Origin of the sequence: Mycobacterium colombiense (assembly GCF_003284975.1) — a bacterium.
Classification (GTDB): Bacteria; Actinomycetota; Actinomycetes; order Mycobacteriales; family Mycobacteriaceae; genus Mycobacterium; species Mycobacterium europaeum_A.
This window is the reverse complement of record NZ_QMEU01000025.1, coordinates 1-18,662: the sequence shown is the minus strand read 5'-3', so window position 1 is coordinate 18,662 and position 18,662 is coordinate 1. Positions and strand designations below refer to the sequence as shown.

General features: G+C 68.7%; 26 protein-coding genes. 14 read left to right on the top strand and 12 right to left on the bottom strand.

Features of this window, described 5'->3' with window-relative positions; all coding sequences use genetic code 11:
- Positions 1-16: 16 nt before the first annotated feature.
- A complete protein-coding gene (locus DQP58_RS11285) occupies positions 17-958 on the top strand; it encodes a catalase family peroxidase (protein WP_112708479.1) in 942 nt (313 codons plus the stop codon).
- Positions 959-1,037: 79 nt separating this feature from the next.
- Entirely contained in the window at positions 1,038-1,808 is a 771-nt protein-coding gene (locus DQP58_RS11280) for a sulfite exporter TauE/SafE family protein (RefSeq protein WP_112708520.1), read from the top strand.
- 31 nt (positions 1,809-1,839) lie between these two features.
- Here DQP58_RS11280 and DQP58_RS11275 read toward each other — a convergent pair whose 3' ends face one another.
- Positions 1,840-2,925, bottom strand: a complete 1,086-nt coding sequence (locus DQP58_RS11275; RefSeq protein ID WP_112708478.1) for a glutamate--cysteine ligase 2 — start codon at positions 2,923-2,925, stop codon at positions 1,840-1,842.
- A gap of 22 nt (positions 2,926-2,947) precedes the next feature.
- Entirely contained in the window at positions 2,948-3,385 is a 438-nt protein-coding gene (locus DQP58_RS11270; protein WP_112708477.1) for an anti-sigma factor antagonist, read from the bottom strand.
- A 155-nt stretch (positions 3,386-3,540) separates the two neighbouring features.
- Between DQP58_RS11270 and DQP58_RS11265 the strand changes: the two genes are divergently transcribed.
- Positions 3,541-4,158: a TetR/AcrR family transcriptional regulator gene (locus DQP58_RS11265; RefSeq protein ID WP_112708476.1), complete on the top strand. Its 618-nt coding sequence runs from the start codon at positions 3,541-3,543 to the stop codon at positions 4,156-4,158.
- On the opposite strand, the gene DQP58_RS11260 is transcribed toward DQP58_RS11265, so the two are convergent.
- Both DQP58_RS11260 and DQP58_RS11255 read right to left on the bottom strand, forming a co-directional pair.
- Positions 4,159-4,824 (bottom strand): DedA family protein, encoded by a 666-nt coding sequence (locus DQP58_RS11260; RefSeq protein WP_112708475.1) that lies wholly within the window; start codon positions 4,822-4,824, stop codon positions 4,159-4,161.
- A gap of 3 nt (positions 4,825-4,827) precedes the next feature.
- Positions 4,828-5,670 (bottom strand): SGNH/GDSL hydrolase family protein, encoded by an 843-nt coding sequence (locus DQP58_RS11255; RefSeq protein WP_205869399.1) that lies wholly within the window; start codon positions 5,668-5,670, stop codon positions 4,828-4,830.
- A 49-nt stretch (positions 5,671-5,719) separates the two neighbouring features.
- On the opposite strand from DQP58_RS11255, the gene DQP58_RS11250 reads away from it, so the two are divergent.
- Complete coding sequence (locus DQP58_RS11250; protein WP_112708473.1) at positions 5,720-6,538, top strand: IclR family transcriptional regulator; 819 nt, start codon at positions 5,720-5,722, stop codon at positions 6,536-6,538.
- Here the strand turns inward: DQP58_RS11250 and DQP58_RS11245 are convergent.
- The 5 genes from DQP58_RS11245 to DQP58_RS11225 are packed head-to-tail and all read right to left on the bottom strand — an operon-like array spanning position 6,523 to position 10,193.
- Positions 6,523-7,254: a class II aldolase/adducin family protein gene (locus tag DQP58_RS11245; RefSeq protein WP_112708472.1), complete on the bottom strand. Its 732-nt coding sequence runs from the start codon at positions 7,252-7,254 to the stop codon at positions 6,523-6,525. The two genes, DQP58_RS11250 and DQP58_RS11245, sit on opposite strands and share 16 nt — an antisense overlap.
- Positions 7,251-8,054, bottom strand: a complete 804-nt coding sequence (hcaB, locus tag DQP58_RS11240) for a 3-(cis-5,6-dihydroxycyclohexa-1,3-dien-1-yl)propanoate dehydrogenase (protein ID WP_112708471.1) — start codon at positions 8,052-8,054, stop codon at positions 7,251-7,253. Before hcaB ends, DQP58_RS11245 begins: the two co-directional genes overlap by 4 nt.
- Positions 8,051-8,317, bottom strand: a complete 267-nt coding sequence (locus DQP58_RS11235) for a dihydrodiol dehydrogenase (RefSeq protein ID WP_112708470.1) — start codon at positions 8,315-8,317, stop codon at positions 8,051-8,053. The genes hcaB and DQP58_RS11235 overlap by 4 nt, the downstream gene beginning before the upstream one ends.
- Positions 8,314-8,850, bottom strand: coding sequence for a 3-phenylpropionate/cinnamic acid dioxygenase subunit beta (locus DQP58_RS11230; protein ID WP_112708469.1), 537 nt, complete (start codon positions 8,848-8,850; stop codon positions 8,314-8,316). The genes DQP58_RS11235 and DQP58_RS11230 overlap by 4 nt, the downstream gene beginning before the upstream one ends.
- Positions 8,847-10,193, bottom strand: coding sequence for a Rieske 2Fe-2S domain-containing protein (locus tag DQP58_RS11225; protein ID WP_112708468.1), 1,347 nt, complete (start codon positions 10,191-10,193; stop codon positions 8,847-8,849). Before DQP58_RS11225 ends, DQP58_RS11230 begins: the two co-directional genes overlap by 4 nt.
- Positions 10,194-10,471: 278 nt before the next feature.
- On the opposite strand from DQP58_RS11225, the gene DQP58_RS11220 reads away from it, so the two are divergent.
- The 5 genes from DQP58_RS11220 to DQP58_RS11200 all read left to right on the top strand — a co-directional run bounded on the left by DQP58_RS11220 (position 10,472) and on the right by DQP58_RS11200 (position 14,546).
- Positions 10,472-11,443 carry a Rieske 2Fe-2S domain-containing protein gene (locus DQP58_RS11220; protein WP_112708467.1) on the top strand — a complete coding sequence of 324 codons (972 nt, stop codon included), beginning with the start codon at positions 10,472-10,474 and terminating at the stop codon, positions 11,441-11,443.
- Positions 11,440-11,925 carry a hemerythrin domain-containing protein gene (locus tag DQP58_RS11215; protein WP_066866110.1) on the top strand — a complete coding sequence of 162 codons (486 nt, stop codon included), beginning with the start codon at positions 11,440-11,442 and terminating at the stop codon, positions 11,923-11,925. Before DQP58_RS11220 ends, DQP58_RS11215 begins: the two co-directional genes overlap by 4 nt.
- A gap of 65 nt (positions 11,926-11,990) precedes the next feature.
- Entirely contained in the window at positions 11,991-12,764 is a 774-nt protein-coding gene (pcaH, locus tag DQP58_RS11210; protein ID WP_112708466.1) for a protocatechuate 3,4-dioxygenase subunit beta, read from the top strand.
- A complete protein-coding gene (gene pcaG / locus DQP58_RS11205) occupies positions 12,757-13,320 on the top strand; it encodes a protocatechuate 3,4-dioxygenase subunit alpha (RefSeq protein WP_112708465.1) in 564 nt (187 codons plus the stop codon). Before pcaH ends, pcaG begins: the two co-directional genes overlap by 8 nt.
- Entirely contained in the window at positions 13,317-14,546 is a 1,230-nt protein-coding gene (locus DQP58_RS11200; protein WP_112708464.1) for a lyase family protein, read from the top strand. Before pcaG ends, DQP58_RS11200 begins: the two co-directional genes overlap by 4 nt.
- On the opposite strand, the gene DQP58_RS11195 is transcribed toward DQP58_RS11200, so the two are convergent.
- The 3 genes from DQP58_RS11195 to DQP58_RS11185 all read right to left on the bottom strand — a co-directional run bounded on the left by DQP58_RS11195 (position 14,534) and on the right by DQP58_RS11185 (position 15,930).
- Positions 14,534-15,181 (bottom strand): TetR/AcrR family transcriptional regulator, encoded by a 648-nt coding sequence (locus DQP58_RS11195; protein WP_112708463.1) that lies wholly within the window; start codon positions 15,179-15,181, stop codon positions 14,534-14,536. The two genes, DQP58_RS11200 and DQP58_RS11195, sit on opposite strands and share 13 nt — an antisense overlap.
- A 97-nt stretch (positions 15,182-15,278) precedes the next feature.
- Positions 15,279-15,542, bottom strand: coding sequence for a hypothetical protein (locus DQP58_RS11190; RefSeq protein ID WP_112708462.1), 264 nt, complete (start codon positions 15,540-15,542; stop codon positions 15,279-15,281).
- Between the two features lie 178 nt (positions 15,543-15,720).
- On the bottom strand, positions 15,721-15,930 hold the full coding sequence (locus tag DQP58_RS11185) for a hypothetical protein (RefSeq protein WP_205869398.1): 210 nt from the start codon (positions 15,928-15,930) through the stop codon (positions 15,721-15,723).
- 379 nt (positions 15,931-16,309) lie between these two features.
- On the opposite strand from DQP58_RS11185, the gene fdxA reads away from it, so the two are divergent.
- The 5 genes from fdxA to DQP58_RS11160 form a co-directional block, all read left to right on the top strand.
- Positions 16,310-16,657 carry a ferredoxin gene (fdxA, locus tag DQP58_RS11180; RefSeq protein ID WP_112708461.1) on the top strand — a complete coding sequence of 116 codons (348 nt, stop codon included), beginning with the start codon at positions 16,310-16,312 and terminating at the stop codon, positions 16,655-16,657.
- An 87-nt stretch (positions 16,658-16,744) separates the two neighbouring features.
- Positions 16,745-17,371: a helix-turn-helix transcriptional regulator gene (locus DQP58_RS11175; RefSeq protein ID WP_240629754.1), complete on the top strand. Its 627-nt coding sequence runs from the start codon at positions 16,745-16,747 to the stop codon at positions 17,369-17,371.
- A complete protein-coding gene (locus tag DQP58_RS11170) occupies positions 17,368-17,793 on the top strand; it encodes a hypothetical protein (RefSeq protein ID WP_112708459.1) in 426 nt (141 codons plus the stop codon). Before DQP58_RS11175 ends, DQP58_RS11170 begins: the two co-directional genes overlap by 4 nt.
- Positions 17,794-17,842: 49 nt before the next feature.
- The gene (locus DQP58_RS11165) at positions 17,843-18,187 is read left to right on the top strand and encodes a cupin domain-containing protein (RefSeq protein ID WP_112708458.1); all 345 of its coding nucleotides are present in this window, start codon (positions 17,843-17,845) and stop codon (positions 18,185-18,187) included.
- Between the two features lie 6 nt (positions 18,188-18,193).
- The coding region (locus DQP58_RS11160) for an NAD(P)H-dependent flavin oxidoreductase (RefSeq protein WP_133259360.1) at positions 18,194-18,662 on the top strand (469 nt) is incomplete at its 3' end.

Below are 18,662 nucleotides of genomic sequence, written 5' to 3'. Positions count from 1 at the left end.
CAACTAAGATTCGTCCATGAGCGGTGGACTTACCCCTGACCAGGCGATCGAGGCGATCCGGGGCGCCGGCGGAGCACAGCCTGGGTGCCGCGCGCTGCACGCCAAGGGCACCCTGTACCGCGGCACGTTCACCGCGACCCCCGACGCGCTCATGCTCTCGCGCGCACAGCATCTCGACGGTTCGGCCGTCCCGGCGCTGATCCGCTTCTCCAACGGGTCGGGCAACCCTGAGCAGCGCGACGGTGCGCCCGGGGTGCGCGGTATGGCGGTGAAGTTCACCCTGCCCGACGGCTCCACCACCGACGTCTCGACGCAGACCGCCCGGTTGTTCGTCGCCAGCACGCCCGACGGATTCATCGATCTGCTCAAGGCGATGCGGCCCGGCCTCACCACGCCGCTGCGCATGGCCAGACACCTGCTCACCCATCCGCGGCTGCTCGGCGCGTTGCCCTTGCTGCGTGAGGCGAACCGGATCCCGGCCAGCTACGCCACCACCGAATACCACGGCCTGCACGCCTTCCGCTGGATCGCCGCCGACGGCAGCGCCAGATTCGTTCGCTACCACCTGGTTCCGACCGCGGCCGAGGAGTACTTGTCGGGGTCGGACGCCCACGACAAGGATCGGGACTTCCTCACCGACGAACTGAAGACGCGGCTGGACGGCGGGCCGGTGCGGTTCGACTTCCGGGTGCAGATCGCCGGGCCCACCGACTCGACCGTGGACCCGTCGGCGGCCTGGCAGAGCACCCAAATCGTCACCGTGGGGACCCTGGCCATCACCGGTCTGGACACCGAGCGCGAGCACGGCGGCGACATCGTGGTGTTCGATCCGATGCGGGTGACCGACGGCATCGAGCCCTCCGACGACCCGGTGCTGCACTTTCGGACCCTGGCGTATTCGGCCTCGGTCAAGCTGCGCACCGGTGTGGAACGCGGCGCGCAAGCCCCGCCCGCCTGACCGGGCGACCCGGGCCGACGCCCGCCTCGCGCCGAAATCGGCGGCACGCTAAGGTTTTTCTCCGGTGTCGCCATTTCAGATGTTCCTCATATGCCTGGCCGGGCTGGGTGCCGGTGCGATCAACGCGCTGGTCGGGTCCGGCACCCTGATCACCTTCCCGACGCTGGTCGCGCTCGGCTATCCGCCGGTGACGGCCACCATGTCGAACGCGACGGGTCTGGTCGCCGGCAGCATCTCGGGCACCTGGGGTTATCGCGCCGAGCTGCGCGGTCAGTGGGATCGGCTGCGCTGGCAGCTCCCGGCATCGTTGGCCGGCGCGGCGCTGGGCGCGTACCTGCTGCTGCATCTGCCCGAGAAGGTGTTCGCCGACATCGTGCCGGTGCTACTGGTGCTGGCGCTGGTGTTGGTGGTCATCGGGCCGCGGATCCAGGCGTGGACGGCACGGCGCGCCGAGGAGGCGGGTCGCTCGCCCGATCACGTCAGCCCGCGCCGGATGGCGACGCTGGTGTTCGGCACGTTCGCCGTCGGCGTCTACGGCGGCTATTTCACCGCGGCGCAAGGGATTCTGCTGGTCGGCCTGATGGGCGCCCTGCTGCCGGAATCGGTGCAGCGCACCAACGCGGCCAAGAACTTGTTGGCGTTGATGGTGAATGTGGTTGCCGCCATTGCCTATACGGCGGTGGCGTTCGATCGGATCAGCTGGCCGGCCGCCGGGCTGATCGCGGCGGGCTCACTGGTCGGCGGGCTGCTCGGCGCGCGCTACGGGCGGCGGCTGTCGGGAAATGCGCTGCGGGCAATCATCGTGGCCGTGGGGCTGATCGGGCTCTATCGCCTGCTCGCGGTGACCTGACGAGAATTCAAGTATACCAACGCAGTTCGTGTCAGCTCAGCGTTGCCGCGGCGGCTTCGGTGATGACATCGGACACCTCGCCGCGCTTGCGCCACGCCCGCAGCTGACGCATCGCCCCGTTGCCGTCGGCCACCACGCGGGCGAGTTCGTCGCGAACGCGGTCGTATTCGCCCAGCGATTCCAGGGCCGGGCGCACCCGCCGCACCAGCGCCCGCAGCTGCTCGGCCGCCGGTACCGCGCCGCGACCGTCGATCAAATCGAGTGTGTGGCCGGACAATCCGTCGTGTGCGGCCTTCCAGTACGCCGCGCGCAGCGCGCCGGGTGGCAGCCGCCGGGCGTCGTCGGACGAGTCGAGCGCGGTCATCACCGCCGCCCTGATCAGGGTGGCGAGCAGGACGGTCTCGGCGACGGTGGCCGGCACGTCGGCCACCCGGACCTCCACCGTCGGGAAATCCGCGGAAGGGCGCACGTCCCAATAGATCATGTCCTTGTCCACGATCACCCCGTTGTCGACCAGCATGCGCACGGCGTCGTCGTACTCGTCGGGCGAGGCGAAATAGGGCGGCGCCCCGGCTGCGGGCCAGCGCCGCCACAGCACGCTGCGCCAGCTCGCATGGCCGCTGTCCGCGCTGCGGTACACCCGTGAATTAGCCGACAGTGCAAGCAAAGTCGGCAACCACGGCCGAAGCCAATTGCTGACATGGATGGCCGCGGCGCGGTCGGGCACCTGCACGTGCACGTGGCATCCGCAGATTCCCTGCTCGTGGGCGATCATGCCGAACTCTTCGCCGATTCGCCGGTAGCGGGGGGTGTCGGTGACCGGGAACTCGTGCGGCGTGGAAGGCGGCAGGCCACAGGCCAGCAGCGTAACCCCGGCGGCCTCGGCGGCCTGTGCCGCGGTGCGCCGCAGCCGGCTCAGTTCCTCGCCGAGTTCGGCGCTGGTCGCCGCCACGTTCGACGTGGTTTCCACCTGGCAACTGCTGAGCTCGAGCTGCAGTTCGACGCCGCGCGACTTCGCCTCTGCGGCCACGGCGGCGTTGCGCGGGGCGGGCTCGCCGGTTCGAGGGTCGATGAGGAGGAATTCCTCCTCGGCACCCATAGTGGGATGGTCGGCCATTGAGCCGATTACGGCCCGGCGTTTACCAGCGGTCAGCCGCGGACAGCGCGGAGTCGACGGTCGGGTAGATGGGCAGCACGCCGGACAGGCCGCACGCGTCGACGATGCGGGCGACGAGCGGCTCGCAGCTGACCAGGCGTAGGTCGATGCCGCGGTCCTGGCAGCGTTTCGCCTCATCGGCGAGGACTTCGAACGCGCAGCAGCCCATGAAGTCGAGCCCGGTGACGTCCACCACGAAGGGGCCTGGCGCGGTGACGCCGCTGGCGGCCTCTTGCACCAGGTGGCGCCAGGTGTGCTCGTTGCAGGCGTCGACCTCGCCCCCGGCGTAGATCACCACCGACGGGCCGCTGCGATCCGCCGTAGCCCGAAGCGTGCTGTTGGGGTCGCCGAGTTCGTAGACAAGCTTTGTGCTCAGCGTCAGATGAGTGGTCTGCATCGCCTCGACAATGACGGAATTCATGATGGACCCCCTGATCGACAGGCGCCGCAGACGCCTCGATGGATGCCCGTCCTAATGTCTGAAGACAGACTGTTCGTTGATGCGAATCTCATTTCTATAACGAGACAGGGCGGTCTGTCTACCTGCAGGGGCCTAAGAGTACGGTAAGGCCTGGTATGACAACTCCCGATGCCGGAAACCCCGCCGCGTCACCCCGCGAACGCGTTCTGACCGCGGCATATGACCTGTTCAGCCGGCGTGGCATCCGCGCGGTCGGTACCGATGAGGTGATCGGGCGGGCCGGTGTCGCCAGGGCGACGCTGTACCGCCACTTCGCGACCAAGAATGACCTGGTACTGGCGGTGCTGCAGCGTCGCGAGGAGCTCTGGACCCACGGTTTGATCGAGGAGCAGTCGCGGCAGCGCGGCGACGCCCCCGAGGAGCAGTTGCTGGCGATTTTCGACGTCATGCACGATTGGTTCCAGCTGCGCGACCGGTACGAGGGCTGCTCGTTCATCAACGTCCTGCTGGAGCTGGGGCCCGAGCATCCGATCGGACAGGCGTGCATCGGCCACATCGAGCACGTCCGCGACATCGTGCGTCGCCGCGCCGTGGCGGCGGGGTTGACCGACGTCGAGGACTTCGCCTCGTCGTGGCACATCCTGATGAAGGGCGCCATCATCCTGGCCGCCGTCGGGGATCTCGGCGCCGCGCTGCGCGCCCGCAAGATGGCCCGCACGTTGATCGACGAACACCGGCCGCCGCTGGTGGCCGACACCGGCGAGGCCGTGTAGTCAGACGCTGTCCGGCGCGGCGGTGCCGGCCTTGCGGTAGTGTTCGGCCTCCAGTTCGGCGATCATCCGAGATGTGCGTTCCCGCAACAGGATTGCGGCTGTGAGCCCGGCGACGACAGCGATCACCAGCCCGATCCACGAGAACCGCTCCAGCCAGCGTTCGGCGGCGATTCCGGCGAAGTACACCAGTGCGGTGGTGCCGCCCGCCCAGCAGATGGCGCCCGAGACGTTGGCCGCCAGGAATCGGGGGTAGTGCATCTTCAGCGCACCGGCGAGCGGCCCGGCCAAGATCCGCAGCAGCGCGATGAAGCGGCCCAGGAAGACGGCGCGAACACCCCAGCGGTTGAACAGCTTTTCGGCCAGCGCGACGTGTCCGGGACCGAAGTGTTTGGGGAACCGCCGCCCGAGCCGGTCGAAAAGCGGCATGCCGAACCGGCGCCCGATCGCGTAGCCGATCGAATCGCCGATCACCGCGCCGATCACCGCGGCGATGCCGACCCCGAGCGGATTGACGGCCAGGTCGTGGTGCGACGACATCAGCGCCGCGGTGACCAGCACGATCTCACCCGGCAGCGGGATGCCCAGGCTCTCGATCCCGACGACGCCGCCGACCACCAGGTAGACCGCGAGCGGCGGAATCGAGTGCAGCAGGGGCTCGAGATTCATGCGTCAAGAATGCCTGACCGACCGCGGAACCGCGGCGTGAGGTGCGCGGTCGAACTCGCTCGGGGTGTCCAGCCCCGCCAGGCGCGGACGCTTGGGTTCGCGCCCGTCGTACGACGAGAGGCCGCGCAGCCGCCGCCAGATCCACGGAACGAAACTCTCCCGCGTCCAGCGCCACTGTTCGTACGTGCCGGCCGCAACGGAACGCTGGGTGGGATTGCGGCAGCCGAGCGCCCAATCATGGTTGCTGTCAGGCAAATTGAGCGCTTCGGCGGCCGCATCGGCGAACAGGATGTGGCCCCTGGTCGAGGCGTGCACCCGGTCGATGGCCCAGGTGTCCAGCTCGCGCATCGAGGGCGCGCTGTACAGGTCGACGAGCGCGAACCCGTAGCGGTGGGCGGCCGCGGTGATCGCCGCGTTGATGCGGGCGAGCCGCCCGGCCACCAGCCGCCCCAGCGGCAGGAACTGGGCGACGTTCGGGAAGGTCGTCGTCACCACCGTCGCCCCCGATTCGGCCAGCGCGGCGTAGACGTGTTCGAGGTCGGCCAGGGCGGGGCCGAACGATCGCCCGGGTTGGATGACGTCGTTCATCCCGGCGCACACGGTGATCAGGTCCGGGCGCATCGCCAGCGCCTGTGGAAGCTGCTCGGTGAGCACGTGGTTGATCCGCTTACCGCGGATGGCCAGGTTGGCGTATTGCAGGCCGGGATAGAGGGAGTCGACCCGCACGGCGAGGCGGTCGGCGAATCCGAGCAGGCCGACGGTGTCGTCACCGTCCCACAGGCCCTCGGTCTGGCTGTCACCGATGGCGACGTAACGGTGGTATCCGGCGCGAACAGCCCCGCTCACGAGCCGAGAATAACCCGAATCAGCGCCCATAACTGGTTACCGTGGACCCATGCCACTCAAGCGTGCGCCGGGCGCGAAGGACGCCGCGGCGACGCCGATCGCCGATTCGCTTGCGCCGCAGTACCCGATCGAGTCGGTGGACAACGCGCTCAAGCTGTTGCTGCTGTTGGGCGAGCGGCCCCAGATCCGGTTGAGCGAGGCGACCCGGTATCTGGGTGTGGCGTCGTCGACCGCGCATCGGTTGCTGGCGATGCTGGCCTATCGCGGGTTCGTCCGGCAAGACCCGGTGTCCAAGGCGTACCTGCCCGGCCCGTCGTTGACCGGGGTGGCGTTCGCGATCTTCGGTCGCATCGACATCGCCCGATCCGCCGCGCCCGTCATGCGCAGCCTGTCCGAACAGCTACGCGAGACCGTGCACGTCGGAATGCTGGACGGGGCCGGCGTGCGATTCGTCGCCGCGGTCGAGGGGCCGGCCGCGGTCCGGGTCGCGTCGCGGCTGGGCCGGGCCATGCCGGCCCATTGCACGTCGACGGGCAAGGTCATGCTGGCCCAGTTGTCGTCACCGGAGTTGCGTGCGTTGTTGCCGGGCGAGCAGCTTCAGCGCATCACCTCGCATTCGATCGGCAGCCGCACCGAGTTGGAAGCCGAGCTCGCCGGGATCCGCGAGCGCGGTTACGCCACCAACTCCGAAGAGAGCGAGGAAGGCGTCGCCTCGGTCGCCGTGCCCATCCCGACCCGCGCGCCGGGGCTGCGGCTCGCGCTCAACGCCGCGGCCCCGCAAAACCGGCTGGACGCCGCCCGGTATCCGGCGGTGGCCGCCGCACTTGTGGCGGCCGCCAAGGAGATCGGCGATCAGCTCGGCTGTTGATCGCCCAGGCGTGCCACTTCGTGCCGCCAGGCCGCTTCGGCGGTGAACCCGGATCCCAAGTCCGGCAGGTCATCCCAGTCCGCGTCATCGATGTCGCGCAGCGTGCCCCCGGCCGCGCGCACCCGCAACGACATCCGGGCCAGCGCGTCGAGGCTGATGGCCTGCAGCACCGCCTGCGCCACCGTGGCGGCGGCGCTGGTGATTCCGTGTCCCCGGCAGATCACCACCGGACGCCCGCGCATCGCCGCCACCATCTCCTTGCCCAGGCGCGAATTCCGGATCAGCACCGCGCGTTCGTAGACGGGGACGCCGCCGCGGGCCAGCCGGGCGCCGGGAATGTCGTAGGCGCCGTAGATGGGCCGGATCGTGATGCCGGCCATGTCGGCGGCGACCACGTCGGGTGGGTGCAGGTGCGCGACGGCGGCGTGCCCCGGATCGGCGAGCATCGTCTCGACGTGGATCGGCAATTCGTTGGGGACGCGGTAGCCGTCGAGTTCGCCTGGGGCGCCCGCGGTTCCGTCGAATCTGATGAGCCGGATGTCGCCGGGCCGGGTGAACGCCACCCCGGTGTCGGCATCGCTTCGGCAGCGCACCAGCAGGTGCTCGTCGTCGATTCGCAGGCTCAGGTGGCCGAGGACGCCGTCGACCAGGCCGCGGGCCGCGGCGACGCGGCAGCCCTGCGCCACCACGGCGCGGTGCTGGTCCAGGTCCGTCATCGCGGTGCGCCCAGCCCGAATCCGCCGTCGGGTCGCACGGTTTCGCCGGTGATCCCGCGGGACCGTTCGGAGGCCAGGAACACGTAACTCCACGCGTGGTCCTCGCCGGTGAGCGCGACGCGCAGGGGAGTGCGCGCGGCGATGTCGCTCGCCCGGTCCGGGCTGTCGTCCAGTCGGGTGGCGTCGAGGCCCAGGCTGGACAGGCCGCGCAGGTCGGTGTTGAGCGTGCCGCCGGGTGCCACCCCGTTGACCCGGATCTGGGGGGCCAGTTCGTGGGCCAGCGCCGAAACCAAGCCGCGCACAGCGAATTTCGACGACACGTAGAGCACGCCGCCGCGCCCGGGGTAGAACGACGACGCGGACTCGGTCAGCACGATCGAGGACCCCGCTGCACCCCCAGTGGCCTGCAGGGCCGGGATGGCCGCCTTGACCGACTGCAGATGGCTGAGCACATTGGTGCGAAACATCTCGTCGAACGCCTCGGCAAGCGCGTCGGCCTCGATGTCGCCCACGCCCCGGTAGAAGTCGAACACCCCGACGCAGTTGACCAGGGTGTCCAGCCCGCCGAAGGTATCCACCGCGGCGGCGACGGCCCGGTCGTTGGCCTCGCGGGTGGTGGCGTCGCCCTCGATCACCGGCACCTGCGGCAACTGCTGGCGCAGCGCGTCGCACTTGTATGGATCACGTTCCAGCACGGCAACATTCGCACCCTCGGCGCCGAAGGCCGCCACCACGGCCCGTCCGATGCCGGAACCTGCGCCCACGACCAGGGCGTTTTTGCCTTCCAGCCAGCCGGTCACGGCCGGGGTTCACCGTCGTCGGGCAACAGTGGCGCATGGGAATTGCCGACCATGGCAGCCAGGGTACGGGGGTTCTGCCAGGTCAGTGCCTCGATTTCGAGCGCGTCCAGGGTGATCCACTGGCCGGATCTGGGTGCGCTGATCAACAGCCGTGACCCGTTGCGGGTGTCAACCCGGCGCACCACGACCTCGGTGAATTCGTTTGCGACGCTGATCGCTTCGCCGACCGCGCCGTCGAGCAGCCGCTGCAGCTCGTCGTTCATAAGAACACCGCCAGGTTCTGCATCCGTAGCACCGACTCGTCGGCGATGATCCTGCGCCGGGCCAGTTTCAGTGTTTTTTTGGATTCATCACTCCAGCGCAACACGTCCTCGCGCCCGCAGGAAAGCAGGGCGCCGTCGTTGACGTCGCCCCGGCTGCGGAACAGCAGTTCGGCCGATTCGACGACCAGGTGCGCGGTGTCTGCTGGGTCGTCGGGCTCAAAGGTGCGCACGTTGGTGATGTAATGGCGCAGCCGCGACGGTGGGTCCTCGGCCCACGCGTGCTCGGTGCCCATGCGCGCGACCCGCTGGCTCAGCGAGTATTTGTCCTCGTCGAAATGGTCCATTCCGGGTGAGGTGTCGAAGCCGGCGCCGCGCGCGGTCGTGACGCGCACCGGCATGACGTAGCGGACGTCCTCGGTCAGGGTGTCCAGCCACGCCTCATACCGCTGGGCGTCGAGCAGGTATGCCTCGTCCACCAGGAACTGATGCGCCTCGAGATGACGAATGTCGTTGAATGGCAAAGGCTTTGTCATGCCGGCACCCGCTGCAGATAGTCGGCCCACATATTCAGCAACGCTCGCTGGTTGTGTTCGTTGTAGCCGACCTGCGCGCGGCCGGGCCCGTGGAATGCGTTGGGCGGCAACGCCTCGATGACCGGGCGGTCGTCGGCGAGCAGACCCATCCGGCTGTTCAGCAGCAGCCGTCGCGCCATCGAGCCGCCCGCGGTGGTGGTCAGCGACACCCAGTTCTCCACGTCGTCTTGTTCGAACATGCCGGTCGATCCGAAGCACATCAGATACGCCTTGTACGAGTCTTGTTTGTAGTGCGGCGCAGCGGCGGAGTCCACTGCGAACCACGAGCACACCTCGGTCTCGTTCGCGCTGATCGGCTGCCACAGCCGGATGGAGATGAACGGCAGCACCTGGTCTTCCCGGTCGTGCACCTTGGGCCAGTTGTGCACGAAGCTGAGGTTGGGAAAGCAGGTGGCGGCCGAGATCATGAATCCGTCCTCGCCGACCAGCCGTTGCTGTTGCGGTGTCCAGACGCCCTTGATCCGGCCGATCATGTCGTCGGGGTAGCCGACGTAGCGCATCCGTTCCTCGAAGCCGCCCGGTGGAAGTTTGTAGGTGGTGCCGCCGCCGCGGTGGGCCCAATAGGTGGCGCCGTCCTTGCGCTTCTGCGCTTTGGGCTCCCGGAACAGCCCGATGTCGACGATGGAGGCGTGGGTGTGCGGGGTGTGGTACATGTCGCCCGCGAAGTTCTCCGCGCCGATCTTCCAGTTGGCCTTGATCCGCCAGCGTTGCGGCCCGCGCACCTCGACGCCCCCGGCGCTTTGCCTGGTGTAGTAGTCCAGATAGAACCTGAAGTCGCCGAGGAACTCTTCCAGCGGTTCGGCGCCTCGGTCCATGTTGATGAACAGCAAGCCGTTGTAACTGGCGAAATTCGGTGCGGGCAACAGAGTTTGGCCTTTGGCGAAGCCCTCGTCGCCGCCGTAGGCCTCCCGGTGAAACGGCAACCCGGTGAGCCGGCCGTCGTTGCGATAGGTCCAGCCGTGGTAGGGGCAGCGGAAGTTGGAGGCGTTTCCCATCTCCGCGCGACAGACCTGCATCCCGCGATGCAGGCACATATTGAACAGGGCCCGCACTGTGCCGTCCGAACCCCGGGTGATGATGAACGAGTCGTCGAGCACGCGGCGCACCATGTAGTCGCCGTCCTGCGGGATCTCCGATTCGTGCCCCACGAACGTCCACGCCCGCGCGAACAGCCGCTGCTTCTCCAGCGCGAACAGCTCGGAGTCGTTGTAGATGTGCGCGGGGATCATCCCCCGGCGCACGTTCTCGAACACCTCGACCAAGTCGGGGCACGGGTCCATCATTGCGGCGTTCTTTCTGCTCTACAGAATTGTTCTCCGCTTAGTAGAGTCTCGCAGTGGAGGGCGCCGGTCAATCACCAGGCGGCCGCACCACCAGGTTTCTACAAGAATGCTTGGTGCCAATTCACAGGTTGCACACAACTACACGGCCGAAGCCCGCGGCTACGGTGGTTCACGACAGCCACTCCGCGCCCGTGGGCGCGGCGTAAACAACGGGTAATCATTGGGTTTTGCGGTGATTAACCTTTGTTTTCTACTGATCTGAGGAAGGAACTGGTGCCATGGCGGGTCGGCCACGAGGGGGTCGATTGCAGCAGGTCGGATCGAGGGTCCTGGCCGCTATCGGGCGCCAGGAGTGGATCGACCGACCGAGCTATCGGTTCGAACATTTGCTCAGCTTCGCCTACAACGGGCTCGGCGGCGCCCGCAACACCGTCACCAACGCACTCAACGGCGTCTGGCTGGGGCACCCGGTGCACCCGCCGCTGGCGTCGCTGACCAGCGGCGCCCTGGGGACGACGGTGGCGCTCGACGCGCTTAGCATCCTGCCCGGCCAGCCGGCGTCCGAGGTCGTCGACGCCTCCCGATTCGCCTCGCGCGCGCTGGGGGTGGGCATCCTGGCCAGCCTGGGCTCGGCCGTCACCGGCGTCACCGACTGGCAGCACACCCACGAGGAGGACCGCCGCGTCGGCGCGGTGCACGGCCTGGTGAACGTGGCCGCCACCGCGCTGTACCTGCAGTCCTGGTGGGACCGGCACAAGGGCCGCCACGGTCGCGGCTTCGTGCTCACCGCCCTGGGTTACGCCATCACCGTCGCCGGCAGCTACCTGGGCGGCGCGCTGGTCTTCGAGTCCGGGATCGGCACCGACCAGTCCGGTCCGCGGCTGCGCACCTCGACCTGGACGCCGGTGCTGCCCGCGAGTTCGTTGAACGGCAAGCCGGTGCGCGTCGAGGTCGACGGAGTGGGCCTGGTGGTCTGCCAGACCAAGCCCGGTGAGGTCGCGGCGTACGGCGAATTCTGTCCACACCTGGCCGCGCCGATGGCCGACGGCTGGCTGGACCGCGGCCGACTGGTTTGCCCCTGGCACGGTTCATGGTTCGCGGCCGAGTCCGGCGAGGTGGTGCGCGGTCCGGCCGCGGCGCCGCTGCCGTGTTACGAGGCCCGGTTGGTCGACGGAGTGGTCGAAGTCCGCGGCGAGCAGCAGCCCGCTCCCGGCGGCGCGGTGGGGATCGCAAAAGGAGGAGTCAATTGAACGCCTACGACGTCTTGAAGGAACACCACATCGTGATCAAGGGCCTCGGCCGCAAGATCAGCGACGCACCGGTGAATTCCGAAGAGCGCCATGCACTTTTCGATGACCTGCTGATCGAACTCGACATCCACTTCCGCATCGAGGACGACCTGTACTACCCGGCGCTCAAGGATGCCAGCAAGCTGATCGCGGTCGCCCACGCCGAGCACCGCCAGGTGGTGGACCAGCTTTCGGTGCTGCTCAAGACGCCGCAGAGCGCACCCGGCTATGAGGACGAGTGGAACTCGTTCAAGACCGTGCTGGAGGCGCACGCCGACGAAGAGGAACGCGACATGATCCCGGCTCCGCCGGAGGTGCAGATCACCGACGCGCAGATCGAGGAGCTGGGCAACAAGATGGCCGCCAAGATCGAGCAGTACCGCGGCTCGGCCCTGCACCGCCTGCGGACCAAGGGCCGCGCGGCGTTGGTGCGCGCCCTCTAACGTCTGGTCGGCGACATCGCCCGCTTGCGGGATTCGGTGGGCCACCGAGAGTAGCCTCACGGCACATGGACGCCGAGCGTGTCGCTTGCCAGGCTGACATCACGGCGGAGATCGCCCGCATCGCAGCGCAATACCGGAGCACCGCCTCGGTGGGGGCGCACCCCGGGCAGCCGCGGCTCGACTACCCGCCGTACCGCAGCACCATGCTGCGCCATCCGAAGCAGCCCCTGGTGGTGGTCGATCCCGAGGGCGTCGAGCGCTGGGCACCGTGCTTCGGCGACCGGGACGTCGACCCTCGCGATGCCGACCTGACGGCCGGCCAGGCGGGCGAGCCGATCGGGGAGCGCGTCGTCGTCACCGGACGCGTCCTGGACTCCGCCGGCCGGCCGGTCGCGGGCCAGCTGGTCGAGATCTGGCAGGCCAACGCCGCCGGGCGCTACCGCCACCAGCGCGACCAGCACCCGGCCCCCCTCGACCCGAACTTCACCGGCGCGGGCCGCTGCCTGACCGGGCCGGACGGCACCTACCGGTTCCTGACCATCAAGCCCGGCCCGTACCCGTGGCGCAACCACCACAATGCGTGGCGGCCGGCTCACATCCATTTCTCCGTCTTCGGAACGGCTTTCACTCAGCGCCTGGTCACCCAGATGTACTTTCCGGGTGACCCGATGTTCGAGCTGGACCCGATCTTCCAGTCGATCCTCGATCCCGCCGCACGCCGACGACTGATCGCCCGCTACGACCACGACCTCACCGAGCCGGAATACGCCACCGGGTACCGGTGGGACATCGTGCTGGCGGGCGCTGCTCGGACCCCGGCGAAGGACGAGCATGACTGAATTACCCGGCACGCCAGGGCAAACCGTCGGGCCCTTCCTCGATCTGGGACTGCCGTATCCCGGTGACAACCTGATGGTCGACGCCGGCCACCCGGGGGCCATCCGGCTGCACGGCACCGTGTACGACGGGGCCGGCGTCGCCGTCCCGGACGCCCTGGTGGAGCTGTGGCAACCCGACTCCGCGGGAAACGTTGTGCGCCAGCCCGGTTCGCTGCGCCGCGAGAAGGCCCTCTTCACCGGGTGGGGCCGCTGCGCGACCGACGCCGACGGAACCTACTCCTTCACCACGCTGATCCCCGGTCCGGCGGCCACCGGGGCGCCGCCGTTCTTCGCGCTCACCGTGTTCGCGCGCGGACTGCTGAACCGGCTGTTCACCCGCGCCTATCTGCCCGGCGCCGACCCGCACACCGATTCGCTGCTGGCGGCGGTCGCCGCCGAACGCCGGCCCACGTTGTTCTGTGTGGCCGAAAACAGCGGCGGCGCCTACCGATTCGACATCCACCTGCAGGGCCCGGCCGAGACCGTGTTCCTGGCGTACACCGAAGGCGCGCGATGAGTAACCTGTTGTGGCCCGGCGACCATCGCGCCGGTGAGCACATGACCGACGCGGCCCTGCTGGGATCGATGGTCGCGACGGAATCCGCGTGGCTGAGCGTCCTGGTGGCCGCCGGCCTGGCTCCGGCCGGCTGCGCGGCGGCGGATTTGTCGGATCTGGTGACACCCCAGGATTGCGAGGCCTTGGCGGTCGGCGCCGAGGCCGGCGGCAACCCGGCCATGCCGCTGGTGAAGCTGCTACGACAGCGGGCCGAACCGGCCGTCGCGCCCTGGATTCACCGGGGACTCACCAGCCAGGATGTCCTGGACACCGGCCTGATGCTGGCCGTGCGCGCCGCCGCCGATGACCTGACAACCCAACTGGCCCAGCAGATTTCCACGCTGTCCGAACTCGTCACCCGGCACCGGGCCACACCCATGGTGGCCCGCACCCTCACCCAGCACGCCGCGCCCACCACCTTCGGCACCAAGGCCGCCGCCTGGCTCAACGCGACCGTCGACGCGTTCGAGCGGGTGGCCGCGCTCACCACACCGATCCAGATCGGCGGCGCCGCCGGTACATTGGCGGCGACGACGGAGCTGGCGACGTTGCTCACCGGTACCACCGACCCGGCCGGGGTCGCGCTGCAACTGGTGCACGCCACCGCGGCCGCTCTGGGCTTGGCCGAGCGGCCCGCATGGCACACCGCCCGCGCGCCCGTCACCTCGGCCGCCGACGCCTTCGTCGGCTGCACCGACTGCTGGGGCCGCATCACCTCCGACATCGTCACGCTGGCCCGCCCGGAGATCGCCGAACTCGGCGAGCCGGCGGTGGCCGGCCGCGGCGGCTCGTCGTCTATGCCGCACAAGCGAAACCCGGTGCTGTCCATCCTGATCCGCCGTGCCGCGATCGCTGCACCGCCGTTGGCCGCGACCCTGCACACCGCGGCGGCGCTGACCGACGACGAGCGGCCCGACGGCGCATGGCACGCCGAATGGGACACCCTGCGCACCCTGGCCCGGCGCACCCTTGTCGCGGCGTCCCACAGCGGCGAACTGCTCGCGGGGCTGACCGTGCACACGCATCGCATGGCCGAAAACCTAGCCGCAACGGACGTTTTGGGGGAGCAGCGGGCGATCGCCGACCTGGTGGGCAAGCAGGCGTCCGCGACCTACGTCGGTGCCGCCGACCGGCTGATCGACGCGAGCCTGAGCCGCGCGGGAAAGGCGCTCGCTCAGCGCTGGTAGATGCTGGCCAGCCAGATGTGCAGCAGGGTGTCGATAACCCGGTCTTCGGGGACGGCCCCATCCTCGGCGGTGAACGCCGCGGCCATCATCCGCTCGCTCAACATGTTGAGCGCCACGGACAAGTCCGCGGCCGGGATGGTGTCGGGGGCGGCGCCGCGGCCGCGCTCGGCCTTGATCGCGATGGTGGTGTAGGCGATCCACCTGCTCATGAGCGCCGACCACTGCTGCCGCACCTCCGGGTTGGTCGCCTTGGCCGCGGCACCGGCGACGGCGACCGCCCGGTGCGACCCGGACACCTCGAAGAACGATTCGATGCGCGCCCGCCAAATCGCTTCGGGGTCACCGGATGACACCACGTCGAGGGTGCCTAGCGCCGCCTGCGCCTTGCCGTTCATCTGGTCGAGCAGCGAGAGCAGCACCGCGTTTTTGGACCGGAAATAGAAGTAGAAGGTAGGCCGCGAGATCCCGGCTCCTTTTGCTAGGTCATCGACGGAAAAGTCGGCCAGCGGCCGTTCTTGCAACAGCCGCTCGGCGGTGGCGAGTATCGCCTGCTCGCGGTCGTCACGACAGTGGTGTGACGCGCGGCGGCCCCGCGAGGCCTGCGGATACCGTGTTTGTGTCGGGAGGTCGGACACGCCCGCAACTGTTGGGCACGCCGATTTACGTCACCAAAACTGTCGATGAAAACCAGCAATAATGTCGATTAAGAACCGCGCTTTGCTGGCCGACTTCTCAGTCGGCCACCGCGATCTCGATGGACAAGCATTCGCTGAGCGCGTGCGCGGCCGCCCAGTCGCCGCCGCACACCGCGCGCTCGAGCTCGTCGACCAACGGGCTGTTGGCACCGAGGTCGGCCAGCCACGCCGCCACCGTCGACGTGATCTGGTGCGCGGGCACCCGAGCGATGTGTCCCTTGTGGAGGCGGTCGGTCAGCTGGTAGATCGTGGCCGTCGGCCTGCGCTGCGGCCAATGAACCATCCATTTCGGTGAATTCATCGTGCCCTCCCCGCTAGCCTCAACGACTCATCCGACCCCGGCGGCGCGTTCAGCTCTAGGGCGCAATAGTACGTCTGTACCAATGCGTTGGCCGGTATTTTCGCCGCGTGAAATCGCGTTTTTTTCAGGTTTTTGGTCATCGGATCGCCTACCTGGCCCTACGGAAGTAACGGTCGGGTCAATGCCGCGCCATCGTGGCGCGACCCCGGTCCATGATGCGTTCCAGGACGTTGTGGGACAGGTCGCCGTCGTTGGCCACCCGTACGAGGCCGCGCCGTCGCAGGAACACGTCGAGCCGTCGGTCCGGTGACCAATCGGCGTAGATCGATCCGACGTAATGCGACTGCAGGAAGTCCGACGCCAGCGCGTCGAGGTCAGACTCCGTCAATAACGGTGGGGTAACACCCATAGCCGGCAATCTCCTTTGTTCTCCCCGCAACTGCCGCAGCCAAGTTACGTCAGGGGGCGTCACTAAACCGTCACGCACAGATTGCGGAACGGGCCCAAAGTCGCCGGGAGTGCAAAGGCGAAGGTCGAAGCGGTGCAGCGGATGTCGGGCGGTGCCCGGGGATTCCAATTTGTGGGCGACGATGGCGACGATGGCGACGATGGCGACGACGGCCAGCCGCTTGCGGTGCCTGTGGAACGTCCGGCGCATGGTCAGGAGTTTCCAGCGGCTCGATCCTCGGATGCTTGTGGGGCTTGCGCAGCCCGCGCACCGACTTCGGCTCTAGTTTTTACAAGTGGTATTGTGTAAACTCTGGCGCGTGACCTACGTGATCGGGAAGCCATGCATCGATGTGATGGACCGCGCCTGCGTCGACGAATGCCCGGTGGATTGCATTTACGAAGGCGGCCGGGCGCTCTACATTCATCCCGACGAATGCGTCGATTGCGGCGCGTGCGAACCGGTGTGTCCGGTGGAGGCGATTTATTACGAAGACGACCTGCCCGAAGAGCTCAAAGCGCACCTGGCAGACAATGAGGCGTTCTTCGCGGAGACGCTGCCGGGTCGCGATGCCCCCTTGGGGTCCCCGGGCGGAGCGGGCAAGCTCGGTCCGCTCGGTGTCGACACACCGCTGGTGGCGGGCCAGCCCAGTGCCACGGAGGCGTAACGGGCAAGAGGCGGGAGGGGCGCGTTGAAGGTGGACAAGTCGCAGGACTCATCGGGCGGGGAATCGGCCGGCCGGCGGCGGGCCGTGATGCGGCTGTTGCGGGCGTCGCCGGATCCGATGAGCATCGCCGGGATCGCCGACGTGCTGGGAGTGCACCCCAACACCGTTCGCTTCCATCTCGACGGCCTGGTCGCCGACGGCCAGGTGGAACTCGTCGAATTGGGCCGCAAGGGACCGGGCAGGCCGCCGCTGATGTTCCGGGCGGTCCGGCAGATGGACCGCGGCGGTACGCGGCACTATCGGCTGCTGGCCGAGATTTTGGCGACGGCGTTTGCCACCGAACGCGATCCCGGGCCCAAGGCCCTGGCCGCGGGCCGGGCGTGGGGGCAGAAGATGGACGCCGAGCTGCACCCGTTGCCCGACGGCGCAGACGGCGCCGAAGAGGCGATCGCCCATCTGATCGACGTGCTCGACGAACTCGGCTTCGCCCCCGAACGCCGGGCGAGCGACGGGCAGCAGCAGGTCGGGTTGCGGCACTGCCCGTTTCTGGAATTGGCCGAAAACCGCTCCAGCGTGGTGTGCCCGGTGCATCTGGGCCTCATGCAGGGAGCCATGGAGACCTGGGGGGCGCCCGTCTCGGTGGACCGGCTCGACCCGTTCGTCGAGCCGGACCTGTGTGTGGCTCACCTGACGCGGCAACGGGCGGTCAAATGACCACCGGCGCAGCGTTTGCCGTCGCGCTGACCTTCGTCTGGCTCGGCATGGTGCTGGCCATCTCGTTCCTGGAAGCCCCGCTGAAATTCCGAGCGCCCAATGTGACGTTGCAGATCGGACTGGGCATCGGGCGGTTGGTGTTTCGGACGCTGAACACCGTCGAGGTGACCTTCGCCCTGGTCATCGGGGCGATCGTGGTGGCCGGCCCCACCCGGGCGGGCGTCACGGTGGCCGTCGCCGTCGCGGTCGCCGCGCTGGCGATCCAGCTGGTCGCGGTGCGTCCGGCGCTGACCCGTCGTGCGGACAAGGTGCTCGCGGGATCGGACGGACCGCGCTCGCGCGCCCATTACTTCTACGTCGCGCTGGAGGCGGTCAAGGTGGTCGCCCTCGTCGTGGCGGGGATACTCCTACTGAGCGGCTAACTGCCCACCGACGAGGCCCGAGGCGGCCTTGCAACTTCGAAGGACCGACATGGATTCCATCTCGCTGACCGACCTCTCGGCGGAAAAGATCGCCGAGGCCAACCAATCGCACAGCGGGCGCGCCGCCCACACCATCCACGGCGGTCACAGCCACGAGCTTCGCCAGACCGTGCTGGCCCTGCTGGCCGGCCACGACCTGTCCGAACACGACAGCCCGGGCGAGGCGACCCTGCAGGTGCTGCAGGGCCACGTGCGGCTGACCACCAGCGGCGACTCCTGGGACGGTAAGGCCGGCGAGTACGTCGCGATTCCGGCCGAACGGCACGCCCTGCACGCGGTCGAGGATTCGGTGGTCCTGCTGACCGTGCTGAAGACCATTCCGTCGGCGCACTAGCCGCCGATGTTGTCGACGCCCTGGTCAACGAGCTTCGGACTGCGGGTCCCCATCGTCAACGCCCCAATGGGCGGCGTCGCGGGCGGCCGCCTGGCCGCGGCGGTGACGGCCGCGGGCGGCCTCGGCATGGTCGGCATGGGCAGCGCCGCGACCCGAGAGCTACTGGCCGAGCAGCTCCAGCACGTCCAGGGCCGGTTCGGCATCGGCATGGTCGACTGGGTGATGCGCAACGAGGCCGGGCTGCTCGAGGACGCGCTGGCCGCCCGGCCCGCGCTGCTTTCGGTCAGCTTCGGCACCGAATGGTCGTGGGTCGCCAAGACGCATGCCGCCGGAATCCTCACGGTCACACAGGTTTACGACAGCGACGGGGCGCGCCGGGCCGTCGACGCCGGCGTCGACATCCTGGTCGCGCGCGGGTCCGAGGGCGGCGGGCATGGCGAGGACAAGCTGGGCCTGCTGCCGCTGCTGGACGCGG